The sequence below is a fragment of the Maribacter aestuarii genome, assembly GCF_027474845.2.
Lineage (GTDB): Bacteria > Bacteroidota > Bacteroidia > Flavobacteriales > Flavobacteriaceae > Maribacter > Maribacter aestuarii.
Genome location: NZ_CP107031.2, coordinates 2,454,856 through 2,471,873 on the forward strand (window position 1 = coordinate 2,454,856; position 17,018 = coordinate 2,471,873).

Consider the following 17,018-nt stretch of genomic DNA (forward strand, 5'->3'; position numbering starts at 1 on the left):
TTTATGGAAGGCTACGAACGTTGTAATTTATCATTGAATTCATTTCAGATTTCGAGCAGTGACACTTCCGGTTATAAAAGATATTAGCCCATTTATACATTATTTCCTTATCGATTTTACTTATTAATTAACTTATAATAAATAAGTATAACGCGGAATTATGAAAGTAAAACTAATCATGATCATATTTCTCTTCTCAAGTGCCCTTTGGGTAGGATGCAAAGAAAAGAAAAATGAAAATTTAGAAGTTGCTCAAAGTACGAACATAGAGACGAACTTAATAGAACACGGTGAATATATGGTTAATGTCCTAGGGTGTACCGATTGCCATACGCCTAAAAAAATGACCCAAGAGGGTCCTATACATGATATGGAGAAGTACATGATGGGTTTTGACGCCTCAACAACATTACCACCTGTTCCGGAAAACGTGCCCATTGGTCCCTGGGTGCTTTTTAAAGGAGACCTGACGGCAGCTGTGGGTCCGTGGGGAACATCATATGCAGGCAACCTCACGCCACATGAAACTGGAATAGGTACATGGTCTTTAGAACAGTTTCAAAAAGCCTTGCGAGAGGCCAAATTTAAGGGGCTGGATGGTACAAGGCCAATAATGCCTCCAATGCCTCGGCATTATGCCTACCTTACCGATGCGGACATTGAAGCAATCTTTGTGTACTTAAAATCAATTAAGCCTATTGAAAATATAGTACCGGGATACGAGCCTCCTTCGTCATAGGACACTTTTGCGAATGTAATTTTCGACGTAACTTCGGTGTATGAACCGAAGCGAAATAACCCAACTTATAAAAACCGAAGCCAAACGCCTCGGTTTTTTGTCATGTGGTATTTCCAAAGCAGAGTTTTTGGAGGAAGAGGCCCCACGATTGGAAAAATGGCTGAACCAGAATATGAATGGCGAAATGGTATATATGGAAAACTATTTCGACAAACGTTTGGACCCGAGACTGTTGGTCGACGGAGCAAAATCGGTAATATCGCTAACACTAAATTATTACCCTGAGAAAACCCAAATTGATGATACCTACAAGATTTCCAAATATGCCTACGGTCAGGATTATCACCATGTCATCAAAGCGAAACTGAAAAAATTACAGGAATTCATTTCTGAGGAAATAGGGGAAGTTAATGGAAGGGCTTTTGTTGATTCCGCTCCGGTATTGGATAAGGCGTGGGCAGCTAAGAGTGGTCTGGGATGGATTGGAAAGCACAGTAATTTATTGACGCAACAAGTGGGTTCCTTTTACTTTATCGCTGAACTCATTGTGGACTTGGAACTGGAACATGATATGCCGGTCACCGACCATTGTGGTACATGTACGGCGTGTATTGACGCTTGTCCAACGGAGGCAATCGTTGAGCCTTATGTCGTAGATGGAAGTAAGTGTATTTCATATTTTACCATAGAACTTAAAAATGAAATTCCAAGTGAATTTGAGGGGCAATTCAATGATTGGGCTTTCGGATGTGATATTTGCCAGGACGTATGTCCGTGGAACAAATTTTCAAAACCGCACCGAGAGCCGCTTTTCAACCCGCATCCGGATTTGCTTTCCATGACCAAGAAAGATTGGGAAGAAATTACCGAGACCGTTTTTAAAAAGGTATTTCAAAAGTCGGCCGTAAAGCGTACCAAGTTCTCCGGTCTACAACGCAACATCAATTTTTTAAAGTAAATTACTCTACTCAATCGTTTTCGTAGGTGCAAGGCAATTCTTTTTGAACCAAGTATCGTTCAGATAGTATTAAAAATATTATATTGGTTCGTCCATAATTTTAGGAAATACGCAGTTTAGAACTAAAATTTAAAGGATTCCAAAATCGATTTAACCAAACCAGGATACATATGAAAATTGGCAAACCACAGTTAAGCTTTTGGCAGATATTTAATATGAATGTTGGATTTCTGGGAATCCAATACAGTTTTGGATTGCAACAAACTGCTATAAATCCACTATTTCTTTATTTAGGAGCTACGGAGGAAATGTTGCCAATTTTGAATATCGCTGGTCCTGTCACTGGGCTGGTCGTTCAGCCTATTATTGGAGCAATGTCGGATAAAACTTGGTCGCCCAAATGGGGCAGGCGTAAGCCCTATTTCTTGATTGGTGCTTTAATCGGGAGCTTATGTTTATTTATTTTCCCGACAAGTCCCGCGCTTTGGTTCGCAGTAGGTCTCCTATGGATTTTGGACGTGGGTAATAACATGGCTATGGAACCTTATCGCGCCTTCGTTGGGGATAAGTTGCCCGAAAAGCAGTTGAGTCTCGGTTATCAAATGCAAAGTTTGTTCGTTGGAGCAGGGATTCTATTGGCTATGGGTTCTATAGTGCTCTTTCAAAAATTATTTGGTGCAGAAACAGTAGAAGGAATTGGAGTTGTGCCAACATGGATGTACTATTCCTTTTATGTGGGCGGTGTACTCTCTATCACTACGGTTTTATGGTCGGTTTTGAAAACTCCTGAAATTCCACCTTCTCCAGAGGAATTGGAAGAAATTAATCACAATAAGAGTCAACCTATTGGTGAGCGTATGGCTAAACCATTTAAGGAGATAGCAAATGCCATAAAGGATATGCCCACGTTTATGTGGAAACTAAGTGCTGTATATCTTTTTCAGTGGTACGCCCTTTTTGTTTATTGGCAATACATTACCCCATTGTTTATGAAAACGATGGGATATGGGATTTCTGAAGCTGCCTCACAATCGGCACAAATGAGCCTCACATATAATATAGTCACTATGGTCGTCGCATTGGCCCTAGTACCGCTTACGCTGAAATATGGCGGTAAAAAAGTCTACGCATTTAGTCTTGTGGGAACGGGTTTGGCGCTGTTTGCGATTCCTTTTATCAATGATTCTTTGTTGGTACTTGCACCCATGGTGTTATTCGGGGTTGGTTGGGCCGCAATGATGGGTATCCCTTACACTATGGTTTCAAAAGTAGTGCCTCAGGAGAGAAGGGGTGTTTATATGGGAATTTTAAATATGATGATTGTAATTCCTATGGGGATAGAAACCTTGACTTTTGGCCCAATTTATAAATACTTATTAGGTGGGAATGCGGTAAATGCAATACTTTTTGCAGGCGGATTTTTTATTATTTCCGCTATACTTGCCATGCGTCTCAACGTTTCCAAAGCAAGGGATTTATAGTATGAGTTTTCCAATGCCCTTTAGTAAGAATAGTTAAACGCAATTATTAGTTGGTTTATATGAAATTCGGCCTTCGTACTTAAAAAGAATACCCCTAAATTTGTTTTCTAAAACCCGACTCCATGAGTAAAAAGAAGCAACGACGAGAGGCATTAATCTACCATGCAAAGCCTCAGCCTGGAAAGATAAAAATTGTCCCGACAAAACCATACTCTACCCAGCGAGACTTGGCTTTGGCCTATTCCCCAGGTGTGGCAGAACCTTGTCTCGAAATAGCCAAGAACAAAGAAAATGTTTACAAGTATACCTCTAAGGGTAATTTGGTCGCCGTCATTTCTAATGGTACGGCGGTTTTAGGATTGGGTAATATTGGTCCGGAAGCTTCTAAGCCTGTCATGGAAGGCAAGAGTTTGCTATTTAAGATTTTCGCGGATATAGACGGAATGGATATTGAAGTGGATACGGAAGATGTAGATAAGTTTATTGAAACGGTAAAGATGATAGCCCCAACTTTTGGAGGCATCAATCTTGAAGATATTAAGGCACCCGAAGCTTTTGAAATTGAAAGAAGATTAAAAGAGGAATTGGATATTCCCGTTATGCATGATGATCAACACGGGACCGCTATCATTTCTGCTGCTGCACTGCTTAACGCATTAGAACTTGCCAAAAAGAAAATTGATAAAGTAAGGATTGTGATTAGCGGAGCCGGAGCTGCCGCAGTTTCTTGTACTAAACTTTATAAGGCTTTTGGAGCTAGAGCCGAAAACATTGTTATGTTAGACAGTAAAGGTGTCATCCGAAAAGATGCGGAAAACCTTTCCGCATCCAAATTGGAATTTGCCACGGATAGAAAAATTGACACCCTAGAGGAGGCTATGGTAGATGCTGATGTATTCGTGGGTCTTTCCATAGCGGACATCGTTACCCCGGAAATGCTGAATTCCATGGCTAGCAATCCTATCGTCTTTGCCATGGCCAATCCAAATCCAGAAATAAATTATGATGTGGCAGTTGCCACCCGAAAAGATATTATTATGGCCACTGGCCGATCAGACCATCCTAATCAGGTCAATAATGTACTGGGCTTTCCCTTTATTTTTAGGGGTGCCTTGGACGTAAGGGCTACAGCCATTAACGAACCAATGAAAATGGCCGCTGTTAAGGCCTTGGCAGAATTAACCAAAGAAACGGTGCCGGAACAGGTGAATATTGTTTACGGTGAAACTAGATTTACCTTCGGAAGGGATTATATTATTCCGAAACCTTTTGACCAGCGATTAATTTCACGTATTCCTCCTGCAGTTGCAAAAGCTGCCATGGATAGCGGGGTTGCAAAGGCCCCCATAGAGGATTGGGGTAGATACGAAGAGGAGTTGTTGCAGCGTTCGGGCAACGACAACAAAGTAGTGCGATTACTGCACAACAGGGCAAAATCCAATACCAAAAGAATTGTCTTTGCAGAGGCCGATCAACTGGATGTTTTAAAAGCTGCTCAAATCGTACATGAAGAAGGTATAGCGGAACCTATTCTTTTGGGACGCAAGGAAGTTATATTGGAGCTTAAAAAGGAGCTTGAATTCGATGCCGAAGTCCCGATAGTTGATCCACTTTCCGATGAATTTGAAGAGCGTCACATTAGATATGCCACTAAATTCTGGGAAAGCAGAAAACGAAGTGGTGCCACTTTATACAGTGCTAAAATAAAAATGAAGGAACGCAACTATTTCGGTGCCATGATGGTATTGGAAGGAGATGCGGATGGAATGATATCAGGGTATTCGAGGGCTTATCCTACGGTGGTAAAACCTATTTTTGAAGTTATTGGAAGAGCAACTGGTGTAAAAAAAGTGGCCACTGTGAACATCATGATTACGGATAGAGGTCCTTTGTTTCTAGCCGATACTTCGATTAATATAGACCCTAATGCCGAAGAAATTGCGGAGATTGCAAAAATGACAGCTAACGTGGCAAGTACTTTTGGCTTCGACCCTGTGATGGCACTTTTAAGCTACGCAAACTTTGGGTCTTCTAATCATCCTCATGCTATTAAGGTTAGGAAAGCAGTTAGTATTTTACATGAAAATAATCCCGAATTAGTCGTAGATGGAGAAATACAGACGGATTTTGCGCTAAACAAGGCGTTACACGAAAGTAAATTTCCATTTTCAAAATTGGCAGGAAGGAAAGTGAATACACTCATTTTTCCCAATTTGGAATCTGCCAATATCACGTATAAACTTTTGAAGGAATTAAACAAGTCGGATTCTATTGGACCTATTATGGTTGGGCTGCGTAAATCTGTCCATATCATGCAATTAGGTGCGAGTGTGGATGAAATTGTAAATATGACGGCAGTTGCGGTTATCGATGCCCAAGAACGGGAGAAGCGTAAGAAGGCGAAGTCTGGTAAATAGTTTACTGTGGACGGTTGGTAGTAGATAGTGGCAGTCTGCAGTTGGCAGTTTTTTAGTTTTAATCGCTAAACAATAATAATCCGTCAACTTGAACCTTGTTTGAGATTGAGCTTGACACTTGAATTTGAAATTTTAATCCATGATCCACCATCTTAAAGGAAAATTAGTAGAAAAAAACCCTACCCATGTCATTATTGAATGTGGAGGTGTAGGCTATTTCGTGAATATCTCATTACACACTTTTTCTAAGATTTCGGATGGAGAATCAATAAGTCTATTTACCCATCTACAAATAAAGGAAGATTCCCATACCCTTTTTGGATTCGCCGAAAAATCGGAAAGAGAAATTTTCCGTTTGTTATTATCCGTTTCAGGAATAGGTTCCAGCACGGCAAGAACCATGTTGTCATCTATGTCTCCCGCCCAAATTAGGGACGCCATTGCCAATGGAGATGTGCCCTCCATACAGTCCATAAAAGGTATTGGGGCCAAAACGGCTCAGCGGGTAATTTTGGATCTTAAGGACAAGGTTTTAAAAGTCTACGACATAGACGAAGTTTCCCCAACTCCGAACAATACAAATAAGGATGAAGCGTTATCTGCATTAGAGGTTCTAGGATTTGCTAGAAGACAGGCCGAGAAGGTAGTGGATAAAGTCATTTCCCAAGATTCCTCCCTAAGCGTAGAGAACATCATAAAACTTGCGCTCAAAAATTTGTAATAAGTTTGAAACAAGGGGCAACTAAATTTCTTAAAATAGCTTTTAAGTACCTTTTCCTATTCGTATTATTTTTTGCAGTTACGGAGACTTCCATAGCCCAAGAAACGGATACGCAGGAGATAGACTCCGTTAAAACAGGATTTGACCTTGGGCGTATAGTCCTAGAAAATCCGGATAGCATTGTTTCCAAGTATATTTATGACCCCAAGCTGGACCGCTATATCTACAATGAGCAAATAGGGGATTTTGATATTGGATATCCGATTATCCTAACCCCCGACCAGTATTTTGATCTTATTCGGAAAGAAGGAATCAAATCCTATTTCAAGGAAAAATCCGATGCCTACTCAGGAAAGAAAGAAGGAAGCGAGGAGGCCCGTAAGAATTTGTTGCCCAACTTTTATGTCAATAATAATTTCTTTCAATCCGTTTTTGGAGGCAATACCATAGAAGTAATTCCACAAGGTTCTGTGGCGATGGATTTGGGGATAATCTGGCAGAAAAACGATAACCCCTCCTTATCTCCTAGGAACAGAACAAATTTATCATTCGATTTTGACCAACGCATCAGTCTAAGTATGCTGGGTAAAATAGGGGAGCGGCTTCAAGTAACCGCTAACTACGATACCGAAGCAACTTTTGATTTTCAGAATATAGTAAAACTGGATTATACGCCAACGGAGGACGACATTATTCGGAAGATTGAAATTGGAAATGTAAACATGCCATTGAACAGTTCCTTAATTCAAGGAGCGCAAAGTTTATTTGGGGTAAAGACGCAATTACAATTCGGAAAGACTACCGTTACTGCAGTTTTTTCAGAGCAACGTTCCCAAAATAATACGGTGGTTGCCCAAGGTGGAGGTACCCTGAACGAGTTTTCAATTACCGCCCTAGATTATGATGAGGACAAGCATTTCTTCTTGGCCCAATATTTTAGGGACAACTATGACAGGGCATTATCTACCTACCCTTACATTCAAAGCCAGATTCAGATAACACGATTGGAAGTATGGGTAACCAATAGGAGCCAACAGACCTTAAACGTTAGAAATGTAGTGGCGCTTCAGGATTTAGGAGAGCCGAATGAAGACCAAACTAGGATTGGGCAAAATAATGGTCACGCCGCTGGTTTCTTTAATAATCCAACAGACTCAAGGCCACGAAATAACGCCAATGACTTTGATCCAGCTCTTATCGGAAATGGAGGCGCTCTTACGGATAATATAAGGGATATTGCTACAGTTGAGAATGGTTTTAACCCTGCTAGGTTTATAAACAATTACACCCCTAATCAAGGTTTTGATTATGCTATCCTGGAGAACGCAAGAAAATTGGAGCAGGGACGCGATTATGATTTTAACTCCCAATTGGGCTACTTATCCTTGAACCAGCGCCTGAGCAACGATGAGGTTCTGGGTGTGGCATTTCAATACACATTTCAAGGTGAAGTCTTTCAGGTTGGGGAGTTTGCCAATGGTGGTCTAGATGCCACTACGGTGTCTGCAGGTGCCAATCCAATTATTGAAAACAATACTTTGGTGTTGAAGCTTTTAAAAAGTAACATCACCAATATAGGAGATCCTATTTGGAATTTGATGATGAAGAACATCTATGCGACCGGGGCCTTCCGTCTGAGCGAGGACGATTTTAAACTGAACATCCTTTATTCCGACCCTACGCCACGTAACTACATTACCCCAATTGTTGATTTTCCGCAGCCCGTAAACGGCAATAAACCTCTGCAGGAACGTATTTTATTGGATGTTTTTAATTTGGATAGACTAAACGTGTATAACGATTTGCAGCCGGGCGGGGACGGTTTTTTTGATTTTCTGCCAGGAATAACTGTGGATACCCAAGGTGGGAGAATCGTTTTTACAACGGTAGAACCTTTTGGGGAGTACCTGTTTAACCAACTTGGTGGGGGCGACTATAGTAACGAATCTGCCTATAATGAAAATCAGGAACAATATGTTTTTAGGGATATGTACGAGCTTACCAAAGCAGCTGCATTACAAGATCCCGAGAAAAATAAATTTCTTTTGAAAGGTAGGTATAAAGCCGAAGGGAGTAATGGTATTCCAATAGGTGCTTTTAATGTGCCCAGAGGTTCGGTTAGGGTAACCGCAGGAGGAAGACAATTGCAGGAAGGTATTGATTATACAGTGAACTATCAGGCGGGAACGGTCCAGATTTTGGATCCAAGTCTGGAGGCTTCCAATACGCCCATTAATATTTCCGTAGAGAACAACGCAGTTTTTGGTCAACAGACCAGACGATTTACAGGCGTAAATGTGGAACATCAATTCAACAAGAATTTTGTACTTGGAGGTACGTTACTCAATTTGAACGAAAGACCATTGACCCAAAAATCTAATTTTGGGGTGGAGCCTGTGAACAATACTATTTTTGGCCTTAATGGAAATTTTTCAACAGAAGTTCCGTGGCTCACCAGGATGGTCAACAAACTACCGAATATAGATACCGATGTACCTTCCAATATTTCGGTCCGTGCTGAAGTAGCCTGGTTACAACCTAATTCGCCCAAAAATGCCGACTTTCAGGGAGAGACTACGACCTATCTTGATGATTTTGAAGGGGCACAGGCGCTGATAGACATTAGGGCCTCTTTAGGATGGACTTTGGCCAGTACACCCTTGGAGTTTGCACCTGGCGGACAATTGTCGGGAAGTTCGCCCGAGGATCCGGCCAATCTAGAAAACGGTTTTGGAAGGGCAAAAATGGCCTGGTATACTATTGACCCTATCTTTTATACCAATCAAAGACCAGGGGGTATAAGTGACAACGATATTTCTACAAACCCTACACGAAGGGTCTTTATTGATGAGGTCTTTCCACAAGTGGATATTGCCCAAGGCCAAACAACGGTCCAGGGAACATTGGACGTCGCTTATTACCCGACTCAGAAAGGTCCATACAACAACAACCCGGATTTTGTTAGTGCGCCTCCGACCGAGAAATGGGCTGGGATAATGAGGTCGTTGAGCAGTACCAATTTTGAACAGGCGAATGTGGAGTTCGTACAGTTTTGGGTAATGGATCCCTATGTGGATGGTGAAGCCACCAGTGTTGGAGAACTCGTTTTGAACTTGGGAAATATTTCCGAGGATGTCTTGAAGGACGGCAAAAAGCAATATGAAAATGGACTGCCTGGAGTGGATAGTAATGACTTTGTTGCACCTACCTCATGGGGAGAGGTTCCGGCCACGCAATCTTTGGTATATGCCTTTGATGCCAGCGAGGCCAATAGGGCTTTGCAGGATATTGGTTTTGATGGATTGAACGATGCCGCGGAACAAGCAATTTATGACAGCAACCCTGGACCGGATCCGGCCTTGGACAACTATCAATATTATCTGAACAGAGAAGGTGGGATTTTAGAGCGTTATTTGGATTTTAATAATCCGGATGGTAACTCACCGGTACAAGTAACCAATACAAACAGGGGGTCCACGACACTCCCGGATGTTGAGGATATTGATAGAGATTTAACCATGAATACGGTGAACAGTTATTACGAGTATCGTATTCAGATTAAGCCGAACACGACCATCAATGACCAATATGTCACCGATATCAAGGAGGGTATTACCCCAACACTTCCAAATGGCGATCAATTGAACCGTAGGTGGATACAGTATAAAATTCCATTGAGCGATTTTAGCGATGCTGTTGGAGGAATCACCGATTTCAGGTCCATCAGTTTCATGCGGATGTATATGACAGGATTTTCAAGCCCTACGGTACTTCGTTTTGCAACCTTGGATTTGGTGCGCGGGGATTGGAGAACGTATACCAAAACACTTCAAGATCCGGATATTGATAATGACCCTTCCGATGATGGTACCACTTTAGATGTGAATACCGTAAATATTGAAGAAAACAACGGTAGGTTTCCAATTCCCTATGTTCTGCCACCAGGTGTTGTACGGGAACAATTGAACAATAACAATACGATAATACGCCAAAATGAGCAGTCACTCTCGTTACTGGTAGAAGGTCTTGAGGCACAGGATTCGCGTGGGGTTTTTAAGAACTTGAATATTGATATACGTCAATATGAAAAAATAAAAATGTTCATGCATGCCGAGAAAATCGTAGATAGCGATTATGCCGATAGTTCTACGCCCCTAGTTGGTTTCTTGCGTATGGGAACGGATTTCTCACAGAACTACTATCAAGTGGAGCTTCCATTGCAGTTCACCCCTTTCAATGCTGTTTCCGAAATCGAAATATGGCCGGAGGTAAATGAAATTGATTTGGCCTTAAGTGATTTGAACAAAGTGAAATCGTTATGGATTCAAGGTGGCGATTTGAGCGAAGTGCGTTTCTTTGAGGTGGAGAACGGCGAAGTTTTCCCGGTGGATGAATTTGCACCAAGGACACCAGGCAGACTAAGGATAGGAATTAAGGGTAACCCATCATTGGGGAGTATACGAAGTATTATGGTCGGTATCAAGAACCAAGATAACTTACCGGCACGAGGCGAGGTTTGGTTCAATGAGTTACGATTGGCCGGACTGGATAATAATGGGGGCTGGGCAGCGGTAGCAGCAATCGATGCCAATATCGCCGATTTCGCCAATGTAACGGCCACGGGAAGTACCAGTACTTCAGGCTTTGGCTCCATAGACCAGATGCCTAATGAAAGAGCACGGGAAGATGCTACCTCCTACGATGTGGTAACCAATGTGAATGTGGGGCAGTTATTACCTCCAAAATGGGGAATTCAACTTCCTTTTAATTATGGGATATCCGAACAGATCATTACCCCGGAGTTTGACCCGGTTTACGATGATTTGAAATTGGATGACCTCATTGATGCAGCACCTAATCAAGAGGCTGCGGAAGAGATACTGGAACAGGCGGAAGATTATACGAAGCGAACTAGCATCAATCTCATAGGAGTGCGTAAAAACAGGGGAGATGAAGCTGATGAAAATTTCTATGACATCGAAAACTTTACGTTCAATTATTCCTATAACGAAACAGATCATCGGGATTTCGAGATCGCCGAGTTGCGTGATCAAAATGTAAACACAGGGTTTGTGTACAATCATAGTTTCGACCCAGTAGAAGTGGCGCCTTTTAAAAAGAGCGATTCCCTTTTCACCGGTAAATATTGGCAGTGGCTCAAAGAATTGAATTTAAATTTGTTGCCGACGAGTGTATCGGTTAACTCTAACATCAATAGACAATTCAATGCGCAACGTTTTAGGGATGTTCGGGAAGAAGGTGTGGAGCGTCTGGAACTGCCGGAACTGCAGCAGCGTAATTACCTATTCAATTGGCAATATGCGGTTAACTACAATTTGACTAAATCACTTCGATTAAATTTGACGGCTTCCAATAACAACATTGTCCGTAATTATTTTGAGGATAATGAAGACCCTAATTCACCCATAGACCAGAGATTGGGCCTTTGGGATGGTTTCTTTGATATTGGGGAGCCGAACAGACATTCACAGCAAATGCAGTTGAATTATGATGTTCCTTTTGCCAAAATACCGGCCCTTGATTTCATCAATGCACAATATTCCTATACTAGTAATTTTGATTGGCAACGAGGCGGTGATGCCTTGAGAGAAGTAGTCGGTAGCGATATCAATACCATCCAAAATGCCAATACCCACACTTTAACCTCGTCCTTAACCCTTCAAAAGTTCTATGATCGAATTGGATTAAAGAAACGAGAGTCCGTATCAAAAGCTCCAGCAGGGCCTATTAGAAGGGACAAAGCGGGTGTTGCGGCTGGCGAGCAGGAAAAAATTGAAAAGAAGACCAGCGGCCTTTTTAATACGGTTGTGGATATTGTAACGATGGTAAAGCGCTTGAACATCAATTATAATGAAAGTAATGGTACGGTACTACCAGGCTATACGCAGTCGGTAGGATTTATAGGTACGGCAAGACCGTCAATAGGTTTTGTTTTTGGTAGTCAGGCAGATGTTCGCTTTGAGGCGGCCAGGAACGGGTGGTTGACCGGGTTTCAGGATTTCAACGAACAGTTTATTAAACGCACGAACAAACAGTTGAACCTAACGGCAACGGCACAACCTACAAAAGATATAACGATAGATTTGGTAACGGACAGACAGTATTCCAATAGCTATCAAGAAAATTTTAATGTCGATGTTTCTGGGGATGAACCTTTTTATGACGCACAGCTAGGAAATAATTTTGGAAGCTTTAGCATTTCAACCATGATGATAGGTACGGCATTTGGCAAGAGCGATGAGTTCGATTCCGATACTTTTCAGGAATTCAAGGATAACCGAATTACCATTGCCAATAGACTGGTATCCGATAGAGGTGAAGCCACTGGGACCTTGGATGAAGACGGATTCCCGCAGCGATACGGAAAAACGCAACAGGAAGTGCTGCTTCCCGCATTTTTTGCGGCCTACACCGGACAGGATGTTGACCGCGTGAACTTGGACATATTCAGGCAAATCCCTATTCCCAACTGGAACATAAAGTACACGGGACTGATGAAAAACAAGTGGTTCAAGAAAAAATTCAAGCGATTTTCATTAAGCCATGGATACAGGGCGGCCTACAGTATTAATTCTTTCCAAACGAACCTGGAAAAGGAAAATGGAAGCATCGATTTAGAAACTGGCGATTTGCTACCAGATTTAATCCTGAACAATGTGGTGCTTACAGACCAGTTTAATCCGTTGATGCGGGTAGACTTTGAAATGCAAAACTCCATCAGTGTCTTGGCGGAAGTACGAACGGATAGGGCCCTCTCCTTGAGTTTTGACAATAATTTAATGACCGAAATTAACGGTAAGGAATATACGGTTGGCTTAGGATATCGAATTAAGGACGTTAAAATGGTGACCAATATAGGGGGAAACAAAACACGCCTTAAGGGAGATTTGAACCTAAAAGCAGATGCCACGCTTAGGGACAACATCACCATTATCAGGAATTTGGATATTGATAACAATCAAATCACATCAGGTCAAAATCTATTGTCCATAAAATTTACGGCGGATTATGCGCTCAGCAAGCAACTTAATGCTTTGTTTTTCTATGATCACTCCTTCTCGCAGTTTGCGGTCTCCACCGCGTTTCCACAGACCACGGTCAACGCAGGATTTACCTTGCGATATAATTTTGGTAACTAGCCTATAACATCGTTTTTCTCGTAAAATTAAGGCGTAAAATAGCCTTGAATATATTTTTGAATACCTTCTCGGAATCCTTTACTTTTGTTCGATAACAAAAATTTTACAATGAACATACCATCGGATTTAAAATACACAAAGGACCATGAGTGGGTTCGGATAGAAGGTGATATCGCCACAGTGGGGATTACGGACTTTGCCCAGGGGGAATTGGGTGATATTGTTTATGTTGAAGTGGATACTTTGGATGAGACGCTGGATAGAGAAGCTGTCTTTGGAACAGTAGAAGCGGTAAAGACCGTTTCTGATTTGTTTCTTCCACTTTCAGGTGAACTAGTAGAGTTTAATGAAGCCTTGGAAGATGAACCGGAAAAGGTTAATTCTGACCCCTATGGCGAAGGGTGGATGGTAAAAATTAAGTTTAGCAATAAAGATGAGATAAGTGATTTATTAAGTGATGCAGATTACAAAGAATTAGTAGGTGCTTAGCAAAGTATTATACCGAATTCTTTTTGCAGGCTGGCTGGTGTTCGTAACATTTGCCAGCTTGTCTACTTTTGAAACAAGTGGTTCTTCACTAACTAAGATTCCACATTTTGATAAGTTCGTTCATTTTATCTTCTATTTTATCATGGTAATCTTAGGTGTTCTAGCTGTAAGGGAGTACTTAAAAACATCGATAAAGTTTTCAAAAGTGATGGTTTGCGTGCTTCTCTTTGCCGTTATATATGGCATAATTATTGAAGTATTACAGTATACTTGGACCATTAATCGACAGGGTGATATTTTAGATGCCCTCGCAAATACCGTTGGGGCTTTGCTGGGAATGTGGGTCGCTAGAATTTTGTTTTCTCGAAAATGGTCGTTAAAATGAAAATATTAATTGCTTTTTTAGTATTTTATTAGTTAAATTAGCAATTACTAAATTGATTAGATATGGAACCGAAAAAGAATCCAAAAGCAGACTTGACCAGAAACAGTAGTTTATACTTTGTTATTGGTTTGTTCGCCGTTATGCTTTTTACCTATGTGGCATTTGAGTGGAAAACGTATGATAAAACCAACGACTATGACATTTCTATGAATGTTGACGATTTGTTGGATGAGGAAGTTCCAATGACGGAGCAAATTAAGACTCCACCACCTCCACCACCTCCAGCAGCTCCGGAAATTATAGAGGTTGTTGAGGATGAGGAAGAAGTTGAGGAAACGGTTATCGAGTCAACGGAGACCAGTCAAGAAGAAGAAATCGTTGAGGTAGACGACGTAGTTGTTGATGAAATGGAAGAGGACGTTGATGTTCCTTTTGCAGTTATTGAAAACGTCCCTGTTTTCCCTGGTTGTGAGAACGAAAGTGATAAAAGGGCATGTTTTAACTCAATGATGCAGAAGCATATTGGTAAAAACTTCCGCTATCCTGAAATTGCCCAAGAGATGGGCGTTCAAGGTAGGGTAAATGTGATGTTCGTAATTCAAAAGGACGGTAGTATCGGTAATGTTAGAATGAGAGGACCGGATAAGAATCTTGAGGCAGAAGCCGCAAGAATTATCGGCAAGCTTCCTAGAATGACACCAGGTAAGCAAAGAGGACGAGCAGTACGAGTACCTTTTAGTATTCCTATTACCTTCAAGCTTCAATAAAATACATATTTATACATGTAAAAAATCCCGGATAAATTATCCGGGATTTTTTGTTTTAGGGCGCTAGGTCTAAACTATTGCAAACTCTCTTAAAAAGTGGCTCTTTTTTTGGGACCTAATTTATGGCATTATTTTCCTAAGCATACAGGGACAAAAACGATATGAAATATACAATGACGAAAAAAAGCATCATTTAGATTTTACCATCGTAATCTGAGGGTTCGTAGAATTAGAAGACTTCTTTTCAAATAAAGCAGAAATAGCTGTATTTGGTTGCAGAAATATCGCTTGGAGGTTATCTTTGTGGACTATTTTGAGATAATGATGAAGACTGCTGTAGGGGAGGCAAAAAACGGTTCACTTGGATTGGTTTTTGCCGATTTTAAGGAAATTACAAAGGCTAGACTGGCTATTAGTGTAGTTTTCTCCTCAATTGCGGGTTACCTTCTTGGCGCTTACGAACTAGAACTGGCCCCCGTATTGCTATTAGCTTTTGGTGGTTACTGCATGGTTGGGGCCAGTAACGCCTACAATCAGATTATAGAAAAAGATTTGGACGCATTAATGCAACGTACCCGTAACAGACCCATTCCTGCCGGAAGAATGTCTGTAAGCAAAGCTATGGCAATTGCAGTGGTTTTAACGGTTTTAGGGGTCGTTTCATTATACTTGCTAAACCCCAAAACGGCCATGTTCGGGGCCATCTCTATCTTTCTTTATACGAGCGTTTATACTCCTTTAAAAACAAAGACCCCTCTTGCTGTATTCGTTGGTGCTTTTCCTGGGGCCATCCCTTTTATGTTAGGCTGGGTTGCTGCGACCAATGATTTTGGAATTGAACCAGGCACGTTGTTCATGATTCAATTTTTTTGGCAATTTCCACACTTTTGGGCGTTGGGTTGGATGTTGGACGATGATTATAAAAAGGGAGGATTTAAAATGTTACCCACAGGCAAAAAAGATTCGGGTACAGCGCTTCAAATAATCATGTATACCATTTGGATGATGGTCATTTCTATTATTCCGGTATTCGGAATTACGGGTCGGTTACAATTATCCATAGTATCGGCCGTATTAATTTTTATGATGGGTGCTGTCATGCTGTTTTTTGCGCTTAGGCTTTACTCTAAAAGGGATAATGCAACCGCAAGGAAATTAATGCTTACCAGCGTGAGCTATATAACACTCATTCAAATTATTTACGTTATAGATAAATTTTTAAGATAGGATGGATTTAACACGAGGGACGGCTAAGGAGAAGAATGATAGGGCTAAAAAAATGATGCTATGGTTTGGTATCATCAGTCTTTTGATGGGTTTTGCTGGGTGGACCAGCGCGTACATCGTCAGTAGTTCTAGGGAGGATTGGGCAAGCGATTTAGAGCTTCCTCAGGCATTTTTCATCAGCACTATAATCATAATATTGAGTAGTTTCTCCTATATAATGGCCAAAAGAGCTGTTGTAAAAGGAAACAATAGTTCCGGAACTACATGGCTTCTGGTTACCCTTGGTTTAGGAATAATATTCATCTACTTCCAGTTTATTGGATTTTCGGAGATGGTGGCTCAAGGTTATTATTTTACGGGACCAACGAGCAGTATAAAAATGTCCTATGTATTTTTGATTGCTATGGTGCATATAGTGCATGTAGTTGCAGGAATAATTTCGCTTCTCGTAGTGCTGTATAATCAGTATAAAGGTCGATATTCAGAAAAGGAATATCTTGGATTGTCCTTGGGAGAAACTTTTTGGCATTTTTTGGACTTTTTATGGGTGTACTTAATCTTATTTATGACGTTCGTAAAATAATATTTTCAAAAAATTTGTTTTACAGCTAAATCAGCTTTTATATAGTTGAAAAAAATGTAAATTTGCTAAAGTTTTATTAAAGTGATAAATT

Annotated in this window: 11 protein-coding genes; all 11 read left to right on the forward strand. The window is 41.0% G+C overall.

Annotated features, from left to right (window positions below; genetic code table 11):
- The first annotated feature begins 160 nt into the window (after window positions 1-160).
- The 11 genes from N8A89_RS11085 (at window position 161) to N8A89_RS11135 (ending at window position 16,927) form a co-directional block, all read left to right on the forward strand.
- On the forward strand, window positions 161-739 hold the full coding sequence (locus tag N8A89_RS11085; RefSeq protein WP_281542331.1) for a c-type cytochrome: 579 nt from the start codon (window positions 161-163) through the stop codon (window positions 737-739).
- A 40-nt stretch (window positions 740-779) separates the two neighbouring features.
- A complete protein-coding gene (queG, locus tag N8A89_RS11090) occupies window positions 780-1,697 on the forward strand; it encodes a tRNA epoxyqueuosine(34) reductase QueG (RefSeq protein WP_281542332.1) in 918 nt (305 codons plus the stop codon).
- Window positions 1,698-1,867: 170 nt separating this feature from the next.
- Window positions 1,868-3,178 carry an MFS transporter gene (locus N8A89_RS11095; RefSeq protein WP_281542333.1) on the forward strand — a complete coding sequence of 437 codons (1,311 nt, stop codon included), beginning with the start codon at window positions 1,868-1,870 and terminating at the stop codon, window positions 3,176-3,178.
- Window positions 3,179-3,300: 122 nt separating this feature from the next.
- On the forward strand, window positions 3,301-5,595 hold the full coding sequence (locus N8A89_RS11100; protein WP_281542334.1) for an NADP-dependent malic enzyme: 2,295 nt from the start codon (window positions 3,301-3,303) through the stop codon (window positions 5,593-5,595).
- 139 nt (window positions 5,596-5,734) lie between these two features.
- Window positions 5,735-6,316, forward strand: a complete 582-nt coding sequence (ruvA, locus tag N8A89_RS11105) for a Holliday junction branch migration protein RuvA (RefSeq protein WP_281542335.1) — start codon at window positions 5,735-5,737, stop codon at window positions 6,314-6,316.
- Window positions 6,317-6,321: 5 nt separating this feature from the next.
- Window positions 6,322-13,476, forward strand: a complete 7,155-nt coding sequence (gene sov, locus N8A89_RS11110) for a T9SS outer membrane translocon Sov/SprA (protein ID WP_289644318.1) — start codon at window positions 6,322-6,324, stop codon at window positions 13,474-13,476.
- Between the two features lie 108 nt (window positions 13,477-13,584).
- Window positions 13,585-13,965 (forward strand): glycine cleavage system protein GcvH, encoded by a 381-nt coding sequence (gene gcvH, locus N8A89_RS11115; RefSeq protein ID WP_281542336.1) that lies wholly within the window; start codon window positions 13,585-13,587, stop codon window positions 13,963-13,965.
- On the forward strand, window positions 13,958-14,350 hold the full coding sequence (locus tag N8A89_RS11120; RefSeq protein WP_281542337.1) for a VanZ family protein: 393 nt from the start codon (window positions 13,958-13,960) through the stop codon (window positions 14,348-14,350). The genes gcvH and N8A89_RS11120 overlap by 8 nt, the downstream gene beginning before the upstream one ends.
- 62 nt (window positions 14,351-14,412) lie before the next feature.
- Complete coding sequence (locus N8A89_RS11125) at window positions 14,413-15,117, forward strand: energy transducer TonB (RefSeq protein WP_281542338.1); 705 nt, start codon at window positions 14,413-14,415, stop codon at window positions 15,115-15,117.
- A gap of 324 nt (window positions 15,118-15,441) precedes the next feature.
- Window positions 15,442-16,344 (forward strand): heme o synthase, encoded by a 903-nt coding sequence (gene cyoE / locus N8A89_RS11130; protein WP_281543379.1) that lies wholly within the window; start codon window positions 15,442-15,444, stop codon window positions 16,342-16,344.
- Window position 16,345: 1 nt separating this feature from the next.
- Entirely contained in the window at window positions 16,346-16,927 is a 582-nt protein-coding gene (locus tag N8A89_RS11135) for a cytochrome c oxidase subunit 3 (RefSeq protein ID WP_281542339.1), read from the forward strand.
- Window positions 16,928-17,018: the final 91 nt, after the last annotated feature.